Annotated in this window: 15 protein-coding genes; 4 read left to right on the top strand and 11 right to left on the bottom strand. The window is 64.7% G+C overall.

Annotated elements, in window-relative coordinates; all coding sequences use genetic code 11:
* Positions 1 to 4 precede the first annotated feature (4 nt).
* The gene (locus GA0004734_RS26400; protein ID WP_175386127.1) at positions 5 to 457 is read left to right on the top strand and encodes a hypothetical protein; all 453 of its coding nucleotides are present in this window, start codon (positions 5 to 7) and stop codon (positions 455 to 457) included.
* A gap of 190 nt (positions 458 to 647) precedes the next feature.
* Here GA0004734_RS26400 and GA0004734_RS11695 read toward each other — a convergent pair whose 3' ends face one another.
* The 7 genes from GA0004734_RS11695 to GA0004734_RS11665 form a co-directional block, all read right to left on the bottom strand.
* Entirely contained in the window at positions 648 to 1,205 is a 558-nt protein-coding gene (locus tag GA0004734_RS11695) for an RBBP9/YdeN family alpha/beta hydrolase (RefSeq protein WP_092933875.1), read from the bottom strand.
* An 84-nt stretch (positions 1,206 to 1,289) separates the two neighbouring features.
* Positions 1,290 to 1,592: a PilZ domain-containing protein gene (locus tag GA0004734_RS11690; protein WP_092933873.1), complete on the bottom strand. Its 303-nt coding sequence runs from the start codon at positions 1,590 to 1,592 to the stop codon at positions 1,290 to 1,292.
* A gap of 142 nt (positions 1,593 to 1,734) precedes the next feature.
* Positions 1,735 to 3,036, bottom strand: a complete 1,302-nt coding sequence (gene purB, locus GA0004734_RS11685; protein ID WP_092933871.1) for an adenylosuccinate lyase — start codon at positions 3,034 to 3,036, stop codon at positions 1,735 to 1,737.
* Positions 3,037 to 3,097: 61 nt separating this feature from the next.
* Complete coding sequence (locus tag GA0004734_RS11680; RefSeq protein WP_175386325.1) at positions 3,098 to 3,679, bottom strand: hypothetical protein; 582 nt, start codon at positions 3,677 to 3,679, stop codon at positions 3,098 to 3,100.
* Positions 3,676 to 4,353: a ribulose-phosphate 3-epimerase gene (rpe, locus tag GA0004734_RS11675; RefSeq protein WP_092933869.1), complete on the bottom strand. Its 678-nt coding sequence runs from the start codon at positions 4,351 to 4,353 to the stop codon at positions 3,676 to 3,678. The genes GA0004734_RS11680 and rpe overlap by 4 nt, the downstream gene beginning before the upstream one ends.
* A 132-nt stretch (positions 4,354 to 4,485) precedes the next feature.
* Positions 4,486 to 5,505, bottom strand: a complete 1,020-nt coding sequence (locus GA0004734_RS11670; protein ID WP_175386323.1) for a P1 family peptidase — start codon at positions 5,503 to 5,505, stop codon at positions 4,486 to 4,488.
* A gap of 10 nt (positions 5,506 to 5,515) precedes the next feature.
* On the bottom strand, positions 5,516 to 6,601 hold the full coding sequence (locus GA0004734_RS11665; protein WP_092933867.1) for an ABC transporter substrate-binding protein: 1,086 nt from the start codon (positions 6,599 to 6,601) through the stop codon (positions 5,516 to 5,518).
* A 318-nt stretch (positions 6,602 to 6,919) separates the two neighbouring features.
* Here GA0004734_RS11665 and GA0004734_RS11660 point away from each other — a divergent pair, with 318 nt between their 5' ends.
* From GA0004734_RS11660 to GA0004734_RS11650, 3 genes are read left to right on the top strand one after another with little or no spacing between them, the layout of a single operon-like run.
* Positions 6,920 to 7,954: an XdhC family protein gene (locus GA0004734_RS11660; RefSeq protein ID WP_092936230.1), complete on the top strand. Its 1,035-nt coding sequence runs from the start codon at positions 6,920 to 6,922 to the stop codon at positions 7,952 to 7,954.
* Positions 7,951 to 9,600 carry an NTP transferase domain-containing protein gene (locus tag GA0004734_RS11655; RefSeq protein WP_092933865.1) on the top strand — a complete coding sequence of 550 codons (1,650 nt, stop codon included), beginning with the start codon at positions 7,951 to 7,953 and terminating at the stop codon, positions 9,598 to 9,600. Before GA0004734_RS11660 ends, GA0004734_RS11655 begins: the two co-directional genes overlap by 4 nt.
* Before the next feature lie 3 nt (positions 9,601 to 9,603).
* The gene (locus GA0004734_RS11650) at positions 9,604 to 9,927 is read left to right on the top strand and encodes a TfoX/Sxy family protein (RefSeq protein ID WP_092933864.1); all 324 of its coding nucleotides are present in this window, start codon (positions 9,604 to 9,606) and stop codon (positions 9,925 to 9,927) included.
* On the opposite strand, the gene GA0004734_RS11645 is transcribed toward GA0004734_RS11650, so the two are convergent.
* From GA0004734_RS11645 to GA0004734_RS11630, 4 genes are all read right to left on the bottom strand, one after another.
* Complete coding sequence (locus tag GA0004734_RS11645) at positions 9,916 to 10,359, bottom strand: NUDIX domain-containing protein (protein ID WP_092933862.1); 444 nt, start codon at positions 10,357 to 10,359, stop codon at positions 9,916 to 9,918. The two genes, GA0004734_RS11650 and GA0004734_RS11645, sit on opposite strands and share 12 nt — an antisense overlap.
* Positions 10,360 to 10,474: 115 nt before the next feature.
* Positions 10,475 to 12,091, bottom strand: a complete 1,617-nt coding sequence (locus tag GA0004734_RS11640; protein ID WP_092933860.1) for a DEAD/DEAH box helicase — start codon at positions 12,089 to 12,091, stop codon at positions 10,475 to 10,477.
* A gap of 200 nt (positions 12,092 to 12,291) precedes the next feature.
* A complete protein-coding gene (locus tag GA0004734_RS11635) occupies positions 12,292 to 13,620 on the bottom strand; it encodes a M23 family metallopeptidase (RefSeq protein WP_245292404.1) in 1,329 nt (442 codons plus the stop codon).
* Positions 13,621 to 13,711: 91 nt separating this feature from the next.
* Positions 13,712 to 14,521, bottom strand: coding sequence for a ferritin-like domain-containing protein (locus GA0004734_RS11630; protein WP_092936228.1), 810 nt, complete (start codon positions 14,519 to 14,521; stop codon positions 13,712 to 13,714).
* Positions 14,522 to 14,524 lie beyond the last annotated feature (3 nt).

Genomic DNA, 14,524 nt, shown 5'->3' with positions numbered 1-14,524 from the left:
GAGCGTGCCGGTTCGCAAGTCCCGTCAGTTGGTCCTTCAGGGCGCGACGCTCGATCTCGCGCCAAGCACTCTCCAGCGCCTCGTAGCGGGTTTCCGACAGCGTGCGGGCCTGTTCGAGGCTCTGCCGCAGCATGACGTCTTCCGTCACATCCCAATTGGCGCCGAGCAGCCGGAGGTGGCCTTTACCGTCGCGGAAGGTCACCGAGCGGGAGTGGATGTGCCGAACCTCGCCATCGGGCCGGATGATCCGGAAGGCGTTGAAGAAGGGTTCCCCGGAGGCTATTCCCGCATCGATCGTCGCCCAGGTTCGATCGCGGTCTTCGGGATGGACGGTCTTTTCGAGAAGATCACCCTCGCCTTCGTCGGGCCGGTCGCCGTAGCCGAAGATATGTCTGAGGACGGCATCGCGCGTGACGTGGCCGGTCTCCAGATCCGCATCGAACACGCCGATCTTTGAAACATCGAGTGCGAGCCTTAAGCGGCGGGAAACGTCGTCCGGCGGAACCGTGTCGAGGGGAGCGCTGTCGCTCTGGCTGCCAGGTTCGCTCGTCACATCCACGTCCGCCCAGCCCGGAGAGTATCGCCCGAGACAGGTTCGTCTTCAGGCACTTTCCATCTATCAGGATTCACCCAGATATACGGGCAAGTCAAGGCTTTAGGCGGCTGAGAAACTGGGCGAAGACCATCGTGCCCTCGGGCCATGGGCCGTGGCCCGATTCGGCGTTGAGATGACCCGACTCGCCGGCATCCACGAGGGTGGAGCCCCAGGCATTGGCGATGTCGCCCGCATGCTCGTAAGAGCCGAAATGATCGTTGCGGCTGGCGACGATAATGGAAGGAAAGGGAAGCGGGTCGCGCGGGTAAGGTCCGAACGTCATCAGATGCTTCGGGCGAATCTTCGGGTTTTCGACATCCGGTGGAGCGACGAAGAAGGCGCCGGCGATCTTGTGCTGGTTTTCCTTGGAGATGGCATGAACGGCCGTGGCGACGCCGAGGGAATGCGCGACGATGACCACCGGCTTGGTTGCCGCCTCGATCTCCTCGTTCATCCGGGCGACCCAGTCCTCGCGCACAGGCTTCACCCACTCCGCCTGTTCGACGCGGCGGGCCGAGGCGAGCTTGCTTTCCCAGCGGGACTGCCAGTGACCGGGACCGGAGTTGGTATATCCGGGAACGATGAGGATGTCTGCTTCCGAGGCTTTCATGATGTCGCGATGTGCGGCGGCAAACCTTCGTTGTCAAGACCTGAGGGCGTCAGGCATCGCGTTTGGGCATGCCCCGAGCGTCACCTATCGAAAAAATTTATAGTAGGAAGCAATCTTGGCGCTGGTGTTCGACGAGGTCATCAGGCGAACGCCGATCTGATCACCGCGGACCCACTGCACCATGCCGTTCAAGCGTCCGAGCTCTTCGGTGTCCATGATGATCGCCTGGCCCTGCGTTGCCTTGATGTCGTAGGCCAGTTGCAGGCTCATGCCCGCATCCGAGAGATCGACCACGGTTCCGGTGCTCGTCTTGTCCCGGCAGGTGACACGCCCGGTGAGCTTGACGCGGGGCCGCGCTTCTCGTTCCATACCCATTTGTGCCGGCATATTGGTTTTGCTCCCCTCGTCTGCATGTTAGCTGCAGTTTACAAAGTATCGGGAAGCATTCACCAAAGTCTTGCGCAGAACGGTCGCATTCTAGCGAATGCGGCCGTTCCGACAGTTTCGGCACGGATCAGCGTGAGACGGATCAGCCGAAGACGCGGCGGAAGATCGTGTCGACGTGTTTGGTGTGATAGCCGAGGTCGAACTTCTCGCGGATGTCGGCTTCCGGCAGGTAACCCCGGACCTCTTCGTCGGCGAGCAGTTCTTCCAGGAAGTCTTTCCCCTGTTCCCACACACGCATCGCATTGCGCTGGACGAGGCGATAGGCGTCCTCGCGCGAAGCACCGGCCTGGGTGAGGGCGAGGAGGACGCGCTGCGAATGAACAAGGCCCCGGAACTTGTTGAGGTTTCCCATCATGTTGTCCGGGTAGATCAGCAGCTTATCGATGACGTTGGTCAGGCGGGCAAGGGCGAAATCGAGCGTCACCGTCGCGTCCGGGCCGATCATGCGCTCGACGGAGGAGTGCGAGATGTCGCGCTCGTGCCAGAGGGCGACGTTTTCCATGGCGGGAATCGAGAAGGCACGGACCATGCGGGCGAGGCCCGTGAGGTTCTCGGTGAGTACCGGATTGCGCTTGTGCGGCATGGCCGACGAGCCCTTCTGGCCCGGCGAGAAATACTCTTCGGCTTCCAGAACTTCCGTGCGCTGCAGATGGCGGATTTCGGTCGCGACGCGCTCGACTGAGGACGCGATGACGCCGAGGATGGCGAAGTACATAGCGTGGCGATCGCGCGGGATGACCTGCGTGGAGACCGGCTCCGGCTTAAGGCCGAGGGCGGCGGCGACGTGTTCCTCGACGCGCGGGTCGATGTTGGCGAAGGTGCCGACGGCGCCCGAGATGGCGCAGGTGGCGATCTCCTCGCGGGCGGCGACGAGGCGTGCACGGCAGCGCTCGAACTCGGCATAGGCCAGCGCAAGCTTGACGCCGAAGGTCGTGGGCTCCGCATGGATGCCGTGCGAGCGGCCGATGGTGACCGTGTCCTTGTGCTCGAATGCGCGGCGCTTCAGGGCCTCCAGCAGGCGGTCCATATCGGCCAGCAGCAGGTCGGTCGCCTTGACGAGCTGGACGCTGAAACAGGTGTCGAGCACGTCGGACGATGTCATGCCCTGGTGGACGAAGCGGGCGTCCGGGCCGACGATTTCGGCGAGATGCGTGAGGAAGGCAATGACGTCGTGCTTGGTGACGGCTTCGATCTCATCGATCCGGTCGACGTCGAAGATGGCGGCCCCGCCTTTTTCCCAGATGGTGCGCGCGGCTTCCTTGGGAATGACCCCGAGTTCGGCGAGCGCGTCGCAGGCGTGCGCCTCGATTTCGAACCAGATGCGGAACTTGGTTTCGGGCGACCAGATGGCGACCATTTCCGGACGGGAATAGCGGGGGATCATCGGCTGTCAGCTTTCTCTCGGATATCGTTGGCCGAGCGTCTATCAAAGATGTCCGGCAAGCTCAACGCCGAAGGGTGGTTCGACGCCCGCGCTCATCGTCCCGTGTCAGCCAGAAGCTCATGCCGAAAAGTGCGGGAAGACCTATCGGCAGATAGAGCCGGACGCCCATGACGATGAACTGGTAGACGGCGCCCGCACTGGTGAAGGCGAACTGGTAGAACCAGACACGCGTGGCGAAGGGTGCGTGCCAGCGGGAGAAGAACAGGCGATATTGCATGGCGAACAGAAAAGCCGTCATGCCGATTGTCAGAAGCGTCAGGCAGAGGAAGGTGCAGGCAAAGCGTGTTTCGGCGCGGCGGCCGAGCGAAAGTGCCCGCGAGACGAAAATACTGATTGGCCAGGCGAGCATGCCGCCGCCGAAATAGAGGACCAGAACCGACGCCGTGTGGCCGGTGCCGGCGCGCCCGTGCAGGAACAAGGAGGCGAGGGCGCAGAGCGACATCAGGAGCCCCCAGACCGGTGCGAGGAGAAAGTGGCGTCGCATACCCTGCCAGCCGGCGCGCAACCGGTCTGCGACCGTTCTGCCGAGGCTCGGACGTGGGGCGACTGTCGGCAGCCGCGTCGGGCCGCCGTCGCGGGTCATCCGCGACCGCCCTCCGCAAGCGCGCGGAGCTTGTCGATCGCCGTGCGATAGGCCTCCGGAGAGCCGCCGCCATAGATCGCGGATCCCGCGACGAAAACGTTTGCGCCGGCGGCGGCTGCGGTGGCGATCGTCGCCTCGGTGATGCCGCCATCGACCTGGATGTCGATCGGCCGGTCGCCGATCAGGCTGCGGACCCGGCGGATCTTGTCGAGGGTCGGCTCCACGAATTTCTGGCCGCCAAAGCCGGGATTGACGGTCATCACCAGCACGAGATCCACCGTATCGAGCAGGTATTCGACGGTGGCTTCCGGCGTTGCCGGGTTGATGGCGACGCCGGCCTTCTTGCCGAGGTTGCGGATCGTCTGGAGCGAGCGGTGCAGGTGGGGACCTGCTTCGGCATGCACGGTGATGCTGTCGCATCCGGCCCTGGCGAAGGCTTCGAGATAGGGATCGGCGGGGGAAATCATCAGATGGCAGTCGAAAGGAGCATCCGTGGTGGGACGCAGAGCCTTCACGACATCCGGGCCGAACGTGATGTTGGGCACGAAATGGCCGTCCATCACATCGAGATGCACCCAATCAGCACCGGCGGCCACGACGTCACGCACCTCTTCGCCGAGCCGCGAGAAATCGGAGGCGAGAATGGACGGGGCGATACGAATGGGAAGCGGCATGCTCAAATCTCCGGGACGCGTTTCCGTCGCTTCGACGCAAGGAAAACGGCTGCATCATCTCTCCCTGAACCGATTCCGGTCCGAGTGCTGATGCAGTAGCATTGGTGGACGGGAGCGGCAATGTCGGGGCTCTCAGGGCGATGTGGGCTGAAGGTCGCGCCAGCACGGCTTGGTGTCGCCTTCGGCCGGTGTCGCATCATGCACGCCCCGCGCGATCGCCCGCGCCATTGTGGAAGCCGCCGCTGCGCAGAGGCTGAGGAAATCCGCTGGGCTGAGATTGCCGGGCTGTCGGCCCGTTGAGATGGCAAAGACCAGATCGCCATCGAGAGGGGTATGCGACGGCCAGAGCGCGCGGGAAAACCCGTCATGCGCCGCGACGGCGAGGCGCTTGGCTTCGGCTTTCGTCAGGGAAACATCCGTCGCGATGACGGCGATCGTCGTATTCGCCATCGGCGTGACGGCGTCGAGCTTCGTGCGGATGGCCGTGGCGTTTGCCGGCAAGGGCGCGGGTAGGCCCAGCCCGCCAAACTCGTCGTCCAGCTCGAAGGGTGCCGCCCAGAAGCAGGCGGTGTCGCCGATGGTTGCGGAGCCGAGCGGGTTGACGGCGGCGAGCGCGCCGACGGTGATGCCGTTCGCAAGAACGGTCGACGCCGTGCCGAGGCCGCCCTTGACGGTGGCGGTGTTTGCGCCCGTGCCCGCGCCGATGGTCCCTGTCGCGACCTCAGCCGTGGCGGACATGGCGGCGGTGTAGCCGAGGTCGCGATAGGGCGCATAGGTGCCCCAGTTCTTGTCGCCACCATTGTTGAGGTCGAACAGGATGGCCGCCGGGACGATCGGCACGATGGCGGGACCGACTTTCAGCCCGCGGCCCATGGCGCGGAGGGCCGCCTGCACGCCCGATGCGGCATCGAGGCCGAAGGCGGAGCCGCCGGCAAGGCAGACTGCATCGACGGTCTGCACGCTGTTATGAGGCTCCAGCAGGTCGGTTTCGCGCGTGCCGGGCGCGCCGCCAATGATCGAGACGGCGGCAACGGCCGGGGGATCACAGAGGATGACGGTCACGCCGGATTTCAGCCGTTCGTCCTGCGCATGGCCGACCGTGAGCCCGGCAACATCGGTCAGCGCATTTCGTGGCCCAGGTTGCACCGTCATGTCGCGGCCCTCATTCGCCCGGCGGTGGCGCATTCACAAAGCGGCCCTGGCGCCATTCCATCAGCCTGTAGGGATTGTCGGCGAGTTCATGGCCGGCATCGAACCGGATGGTTCCGACGACGGTGGGATAGGGCGCCTTTGGTAGCGCATCGGCCAGCGGCGTACCGTCCTTCAGCGCGCGGTCCTTCGCCTGCTCAGCCAAGGTCATCGCGGCGAAGGCGGGCAGGACATAGCCATCGGGCACGATATTGGCGGCGCGCATCGCCGCCGCAGTGGCGGTCGCCTCCGGCAGGGTCGCGGCTTCCGGCAATGTGACGGCGAGGACGCCGTCCGCCAACGGAACCGGCTGGTCGGCCGCATCCAGCGCTTCGCCACCCAGGAGCGTCAGCGGGATCTTTTCGCTGCGGGCGTCTCTGGCGATGATCGCTGCATCGCTCCGGTCGCCACCGATCAGAACATGAGTTGCCCCGCTGCGGGCGAGGCGGCGCACGAGGCTGATCTGCTGCTCCTGCGCCGGGCGGTAGGTATCGGTGAAAACAGGCGTCAGGCCCGTCTCGGCCAGAGCCGCACGCACGCCTTCCACGAGGTCGCGCCCATGGATCGTGCCGTCGTCGATCAGAGCGAGAGGCTCGCTTTTCCAGCGCTCGATGATGACGCTCGCAATCTTTTCGGCTTCCTTGCGGGCGTTGGGCACCAGACGGTAGAACGGCCAGCCGTTCTTGCGTGCATCTTCCATGAGGATATCGGAGCGGACGCTCAAGGTGACGGCGGGGATGCCAGTACCGGCAAGCGTCGGCAGGACGGCTTCAAGGCTCTCGGTGCAGAGGAAGCCGACCAGCGCTTCTGCGCTCGCCGCAGCGACGGCGGCCTTCAAGGCCTCGGCGTCGGCCGCCTCGCAGGTTTCGGGAATGGCGACGACCTCGGAGCCGCGGGCTTCCGCCTGGAACCGCGCGCCTTCCAGAACCTGCCGGCCGAGCAGAGCGAGCGGCCCTTCGACGGGGGCGACGACGCCGACCTTCAGCCCGGCAGCGGCGGCACCGGATGCCATGCCGGCGGCGAGTGCGAAAGCAGGAATGAGAACGAGGACGCGGGACATGGATCTTTCAGAGCTCGGAGCTGACCGGACGGGTTGGCACTGTTTGCGACGGGACGCCGGTCCTGCATGTTCGGCAATCCGGGGACGCGCGTCAAAGGAAAACGGTCGGTTCTTCCGGAGATGCCCATCTTTCGACTTTGAGAACAGGGTGGAAGACAGCCTCCGGCTGCCTGGAGCGAAAGGACGATGGCGCAAAGCGGTCGCGGAAAATCCGCGGGCGGCATGGCTGAAAACCAGTGGCCCACGCACTATATCGGTCGTCGTGCGGCAACCGCCGGGCTCATGGCCTGTTCCGGTGGCACGATCAGGGATATTTCCATGACGAACGATGCAGATGCGCATGACCCCCTCCTGCTTGCACAGGCCTGGAGCCAGCAGGGCCGGGCGGTTGCTCTTGCCACGGTGATCGAGACGTGGGGGTCTGCACCGCGGCCGGTCGGCAGCCACCTTGTTATTGACGAAGACGGGAATTTCGACGGTTCCGTTTCCGGCGGATGCGTGGAAGGGGCGGTGGTGACGGAAGCGGTGGAGGTGATCGCTTCGGGCGAGGCGCGCGTGTTCTCCTTCGGCGTGGCCGACGAGACGGCCTGGCAGGTCGGCCTGTCCTGCGGCGGGCAGATCCGGGTCCTCGTGCAGACGGTCGGTGCCGGGCTGGACCTGACGTCTCTTAGCCGGCTCAACGAATTGCGCGCCGGCCGACGCGCCGTGGCTTGCCTGACCGATCTTGCGACGGGTCGAACGCGCGTTTTCACCGAGGGCGAAGAAGGGCCTGACGATGTCAAGGCTGCCTTCGTGACCGGCGTGTCGCGGCTGGCTGCCGACGGGCGCTGTTTCGTCAACATCTACCGTCCGCCGCCGCGGCTCGTGATCATCGGCGCCGTGCATATCGCCCAGGCTCTGGTGCCGATGGCGGAGATCGCACGGTTTTCCACCGTCGTCATCGATCCCCGGACGGCCTTTGCGACGCCGGAGCGGTTCGGCGGCGTCGATCTCATTGCGGACTGGCCGGAAGACGTGCTGCCGCAACGGCCGCTCGATGCCTACACGGCGCTTGCGGCCATTACACATGATCCGAAGATCGACGATGCCGCATTGAAGGCAGCGCTGGTGGCCGGATGCTTCTACGTGGGTGCTCTCGGCAGCCGGAAGACGCATGGCAAGCGCGTCGAGCGCCTTCAGGCTCTGGGGCTGACGCCGGATGCCATCGCGCGTATCTCCGCGCCCATCGGGCTCTCCATCGGGGCGGCGACGCCTGCGGAAATCGCGGTATCGATTCTGGCCGATATCATCCAGTCGCTTCGAACGCGGCCTGTTGTGGAGACTGTTTTCGCTCCCGGGGCGGGCGACGTATGAGGTTCGGTCCGGTGCCGCTTGGCGACGCGGAAGGGGGCATTCTGGCGCATGCCGTAGCGCTTCCGGAGGGACGGCTTGCCAAGGGAACGCGCCTTGGCGCCGTCGATGTTGCGGCCCTTGCTGCTATTGGCATGGATCAGGTTGTCGTTGCGCGTCTCGGACCTGATGATATCGGCGAGGACGAAGCGGCGACGTTGATTGCGGCTGGAATCGCGCGGGATACCCTGACATTCTCACCAGCCTCGACCGGTCGCTTGAACCTGCACGCGGCCGTGGATGGCCTCTTCGTCGCGACGCGCGACCGTGTTGACCGTTTCAACCGCATCGACTCCGCGATCACACTCGCTTGTCTTGCCGATCATGTGGCGGTGCGGGCCGGCGACATGGTGGCGACGATCAAAATCATTCCGCTTGCTGTGGATCGGCGACGTGCAGAGCAGGCTGCCTCGGTTCTCTCGGAAGCACCGGCCTTTGCCGTCAAGCCATTCATCCCGCGCGACGTGACGCTCGTCTCGACCTTGCTCCCGTCGCTGAAGGTGCAGGTGATGGACAAGACGCGGCGCGTGCTTGAGGATCGGTTGCGGCGCTCGGGAAGCCGTCTGACGGGTGAAGTGCGCGTGGCGCACGGGCAGGATGCGGTAGCTGCGGCAATCCGCAGCGCCGTGGCGAAACCCTGCAACCGGTCGCGTCTGGTGATCGTGTTCGGCGCTTCGGCTGTGACGGATCGGGACGATGTCATCCCGGCTGCAATCCGTGCGGCCGGCGGCGAGGTCGATCACGTCGGCATGCCGGTCGATCCGGGCAATCTTCTCGTGCTCGGTAGCCTCGACAATGTCAGGATCATCGGCGCGCCGGGTTGCGCGCGCAGCCCGAAGGAGAACGGGTTCGATTGGGTGCTGGACCGGATCCTTGCGGGCGAGACGGTGGGGGCGCAGGAGATCGCGGGCATGGGCGTCGGCGGGCTGCTGGCGGAAATTCCGACGCGTCCGCGTCCACGCGCTCGCAATGAGGTGGATGGGGACGGTGGTCAGGCGATGCGGCCGCTGATCGTGCGCTTGGTGGTGCTTGCGGCCGGTCAGGCAAGCCGCATGGGTGCGGCGGGGCATCACAAGCTTCTGGCGGAATTCGACGGCGTGCCGTTGGTGCGCCGGACGACGGCGGTGGCGCAAGCCGCGAGCCGCGAGCCGGTGACCATCGTGACCGGACATCGAGCGAACGAAATCCGGACGGCGCTGTCCGGGCTTGATCTGGTATTCACGCACAATGACGACTTTGCCTCGGGCATGGCGTCGTCGCTGATCGCGGGCCTCGACGGTATCGGACCTGAGGCGGATGGGATGCTGGTGCTGCTGGCGGACATGCCCGGAGTGACGGCCGGGGATGTCCGGCGGTTGATTGCGGCTTTTGAAGAACAGGGTGGACAGGCGGTCGTGCGCGCCGTCTGTGGTGGCAAGCGGGGCAACCCGGTGATCCTGCCGCGCGCATTGTTTCCGGCGCTCCGCAAGCTCGAAGGCGATGTCGGCGCGCGCCATGTGATCGAAACGGGCGGACTGCCGGTCGTCGATGTTGATATAGGCCCTGCCGCACATCTCGATCTCGACACGCCGGAGGCGATTGCGGCAGTCGGTGGTGTGCTGAAGGGATAGAAAATGGATATCGAAGCGATCGAGGATCTGTTTTCCGGACTTGGCCCGGTGACCATCAAACGCATGTTCGGCGGCAAGGGCGTCTATCGCAACGGGCTGATCGTGGCGATCGATCTCAAAAGCGAGTTGATGCTGAAGGCCGATCACGAGAGCGCGCCCCTCTTCGAGGCGGCCGGTGCCCACCAGTGGAGCTATGAGGGAAAGGCGGGCAAGAAGCCGGTTTTCATGCCTTACTGGTCGATCCCCGACGCAGCGCTCGATGATCCTGATGAAATGACTCGCTGGGCGCTGCTTGCCTATGAGGCGGCGGTTCGCTCAGCCAAGTAGGCTCTGGGTACGGATAGCCGTGATTGCATCCGCCGCAAAACGGGAGAGCGGCGCGGGCAGAGCGTCGAGATCGTACCATCCGATATCCGCGAGCTTGTCCGGCTCCGTTTCCAGAGGATCGCCTTGGGTATCGCGCGTGACGTAGATCAGCGAGATCCAGTGCTGCCGGTCTCCCTCGAAAACATGCTCGCTGACGCAGAGAAAGTCGATGGCGTCGCCGATCGCGAGCCCGCTTTCTTCCTTGCCCTCGCGACGTGCTGCGGAACGGCTGTCCTCCATCATGTCGACCTTGCCGCCCGTGATGGTCCAGTGTCCCCGTTCCGGCGCTTTCAGCCGGCGGCAGAGGAGGATTTGGTTGTTCCGCAGGATAGCGAGGCCGCAGCCAACGCCTGGGAAATCGATACCGGGAGCGGCAGGCTTCGATGGTGTCAAGAGGAACCTCCACTGTCAGGCACGACAACGCAGAGCATTCTGCCTGTACAGCACAACGCAAGAAGCGCAGCGGTCCATGGAACACACTGCGCTCGAGCTGTCTCAGAAAGTCGAATTAAGCCTTGCCGGCAACCAGCATGAAAGCCGGAATTTCGTCGCCGAAACCAACCGGTGTCGGGCCGTCGTCATGGTCGCGACGGTAACGATTGCGGCGGTCGCGATTGTCGTCGTTGGCAGGCGACGCCGGGCGATGGTTCCGGGGGCCGGCGTTCTGCGGCTTCGGGTCTGCCTTGCGTTCTGCTCTCACGGGTTCAATCCTTGGCTGCACCGATTCGGTCTGGAGATGAGTATCGTCTGTCTTGATGTCAGGCTTGTGACCGGGGGCCTTGATGGCTTCCGCCTTCACCGCATCCGGCTTGTAGCTCTCGGCGCTGTAGCCATCCGGCTTCGTACCGTAGGGGCGCTGCGCGTCGGGATTGTGGTCCACGACGTGGCGCGGAGCATGATCGCGCTCCCGTCCGCGTCCGCCGCGCTTGCCGTCACGCCCGCCCTTCTTCTCGGAACGACCGCTGTCGGTGCTCTCCATCGGCGCCGGCAGATCGTCGAGACCGCCATTGTGCCATTCGATCTTCTGGTCGATGAGCTTTTCGATCGCATCCGCCGCTTTCACATCGCGACGGCTCACCAGCGTGAAGGCAGCGCCCGAGCGTCCGGCACGGCCCGTGCGGCCGATGCGGTGGACGTAATCCTCGGCATGGATCGGAACGTCGAAGTTGAACACGTGGCTCACATCCGGAATGTCGAGGCCGCGGGCGGCCACGTCGGAGGCGACGAGCAGCGTGATTGCATTGTCCTTGAAGCCCGCAAGCATCTTGGTGCGCGAGCTCTGGTCCATGTCGCCATGCAGCGCGCCGACGGAAAAGCCGTGGCGGGTCAGCGAGCGGAAGAGTTCGGCGACATCGAGCTTGCGGTTGCAGAAGATGATCGCGTTCTTCAACTCGTCCTGCGAGCGGATGAGATCGCGCAGGATGGCGCGCTTCTCGTAATCCTTGCCGTGGGTGGCGACGAAGCGCTGCGTCACGGTCTTGGCGGTCGAGGAAGGCGGGGCAACCTCAATACGCTCGGGGTTCTGCAGGAAGCGGTCTGCCAGCTTCTGGATCTCCGGCGGCATGGTGGCCGAGAAGAACAGCGTCTGACGCGTGAACGGGATAAGCTTGGCGATGCGCTCGATATCGGGGATGAAGCCCATGTCCAGCATGCGGTCGGCTTCGTCGATGACAAGGATCTCGACGCCGGTCATCAGCAGCTTGCCGCGCTCGCAATGGTCGAGCAGGCGGCCGGGCGTGCAGATCAGCACATCGGCGCCACGTTCCAACTTGCGATCCTGCTCGTCGAACGAGACGCCGCCGATGAGAAGCGCAATGTTGAGCTTGTGATTCTTGCCGTATTTCTCGAAGTTCTCGGCGACCTGCGCGGCGAGTTCGCGCGTCGGTTCCATGATCAGCGTGCGCGGCATGCGCGCCCGGGCGCGGCCCTTTTCGAGCAGCGTCAGCATGGGCAGCACGAAGGAGGCCGTCTTGCCCGTTCCCGTCTGCGCGATCCCGAGAATATCGCGGCGCATCAGCGCCGGCGGAATGGCGTTCGCCTGGATGGGCGTCGGGATCGTATAGCCCGCATCGGTGACGGCGGAGAGAACTTTTTGGCTCAGGCCAAGATCAGCAAACGTTGTCAAAGGGAAATCTGTTTCCGTTCCGGTTCTAACGAACTCTGGTGCCGCGGGCCGCGCTCTCGAGGTCCGTCGTGGGCGCTCATAGGCCCAAGCTTGCGGAAAGTCAAGAAAACTGGCGCTTTGCGGCGATCGAGACGCGTCAAGTCGGGGAATCCGGCTCGAACACCCTGAATATGGGACGGAATTTCTCTTTGGGAAGCGCTTTACTTGATATAGCTGCTGAGCTTCATCCCCGCATTCAGAAAGCGCATCGGATCGACAGCATCGCCGTGGAGCCGGACTTCGTAATGGAGGTGCGGGCCGGTGGAGCGGCCGGTGCTGCCGGAGCGCGCAATCGCGTCCCCCGCCTTCACGACGTCGCCCACATTGACGAGAATGGTCGAGAGATGCCCGTAGCGCGTGCTGACGCCGTTGCCATGATCGATCTCAACCATATTGCCATAGCCTCCGTTGCGCCCGGCAACGACGACCTTGCCGGGCGCCGTCGAGCGGACGCTCGTGCCCGTGGCGACCCGGAAATCGATGCCGGCGTGCAGCGCAAGGCGTCCGAGGAAGGGGTCCATGCGGTTGCCGAACTGGCTGGTGATGTCGCTCTGCGGCGCCGGGTTGCTGAAGGGCAGCTTGCGGACTTCGCCACGCACCTGTTCGAGGCGCACGAGCGCGGTATCGAGTTCGACCAGCTGACGGTCGAAGACGTCTTTCGTTTCCGGCTCGACATAGGGGCCGCCCATGGCGGTATCCGTGCCGCCTTCGCCGCTTCGCACCCGCGCCTCGTCGGCGTCCGCCGGATCAGGCGTGACGGAGAGGCCCGTGCGGGCGACGATGGTCTCGATGGCATCGGTCGCGCTGATGGCGCCGGACGTGAGCGTCGCGATCCTGTCCTTCTGCGAGCGCTCGATATCCTTCAGAGAGTGCGTGACGCGCGAGAAGAGGCGGTCGGCGCGATCGGTGATCGTATCGCCGCCGCGCATGTCGGTGCGGGTGAAGGGGGCGGCGTAGGCAAGCGCCGGCCCCTTGGGGGCGGTCTTTGCGGCAAGGCCCATCAGGCGTTCGATGGCCTGGATCCCACCTGTGGCGTCCGCATGCTTTTCGGTCTCGACCTTGTCGGTGCCGGGATCGGCAAGACCGGATTCCTCGGCGCGCTCGATGAGGGAGCCAAGCTTGCCGTGGCGCGAGGTGAGGGCCTGTTGCTGCTGGAGAAGTTTCTCCACCTTTTCCTCCACCACCTGCTGGTCGAGAAGCTGCCGGCTGGTGACGCGATCGACCTGCGCGCGCAGCGCCGAGATACGATCCTCATAATCGTGCTGCATGCGCGCCTGACGCGCCATGGTGCCGCCGATCAGGTCGTCGCGCAGGACGAGATAGGAGGTCGAGGCGAGGTAGCCGATGGCAAAGAGGGCGCCGAGCGAGACGCCGACGGCGGTCATCCACGGGCGCACCGTCATATGGTGGACGTTTTCACCACGGGCGAGGATCAGGATCGGCTGTTCCTTGCGCTTGCCGAATATCGGGCTTCCCGAACTCTGAGACACAATTTACTCCCGCAGCATGCCCTTAATCCATGCGCGGAGTAGACCTTGTTAAGGTTAATATTTGCTTGATGCTGCCCGGTGAATGCAGGTCTCAGATGTTCACCGAGGCCGTCATCGAGCGGTAGAAGGACGGCGTCAGTCCGGCTTCGGCGCGGGCGACGTCGTTGAACGGCGCCTTCAACGGCCCGCGGAAATTGGCACGAACGAGATCCTGAAAGGCACGGGCCGGATCCTTTCCCTCGCGGGCGCAGAGAAAGCGAAACCATTTCGCACCGACGGCCACATGGCCCTTCTCGTCCTCGTAAATGATGTCGAGAATGGCGGCACTGGCGTCGTCGCCGGATTGGCGCATCTTTTCCTGCAAAGCGGGCGTCACGTCGAGGCCACGAGCTTCGAGGATGAGGGGAACGACGGCAAGGCGCGCGGTCAGGTCGTTGCGGGTGTCGTGCGCCGCCTGCCAAAGCCCGTCATGGGCCGGAAGGTCTCCGTAATCGGCGCCGAGATCGCGTAGACGGTTGCGCACCAGCCGGAAATGCTTCGCCTCCTCGAAGGCGACCCGCATCCAGCCATCGAAGAACGAGTTCGGCATACGCTCCGTCGCAAACCGCGCGACGATGTCGAGCGCGAGATCGACGGCGTTCAGCTCGATATGGGCAATGGCGTGGAGGAGGGCGACGCGCCCGCGCAGGGTCGTCAGCGCGCGACGCGGGACACGCTGGGGCGGGATCAATTCCGGCTTGTCCGGGCGGCCGGGGCGGACGGGTACGGCCGTGTCGAGCGGCGAGCGCAGCGACAGGCGCCGCTCGCTCCACCGGCAGGCAGCCTCCTGGGCGAGATCGGCTTTGAGGTCGAGATCGGAGGCACGAATGGCGAGCGCAGCACCATCGCGCAGCGATCGCATCGC

Origin of the sequence: Rhizobium sp. 9140 (assembly GCF_900067135.1) — a bacterium.
Lineage (GTDB): Bacteria > Pseudomonadota > Alphaproteobacteria > Rhizobiales > Rhizobiaceae > Ferranicluibacter.
Note: the sequence above shows the minus strand (reverse complement) of the source record. Positions and strands in the feature narration are given on the sequence as shown.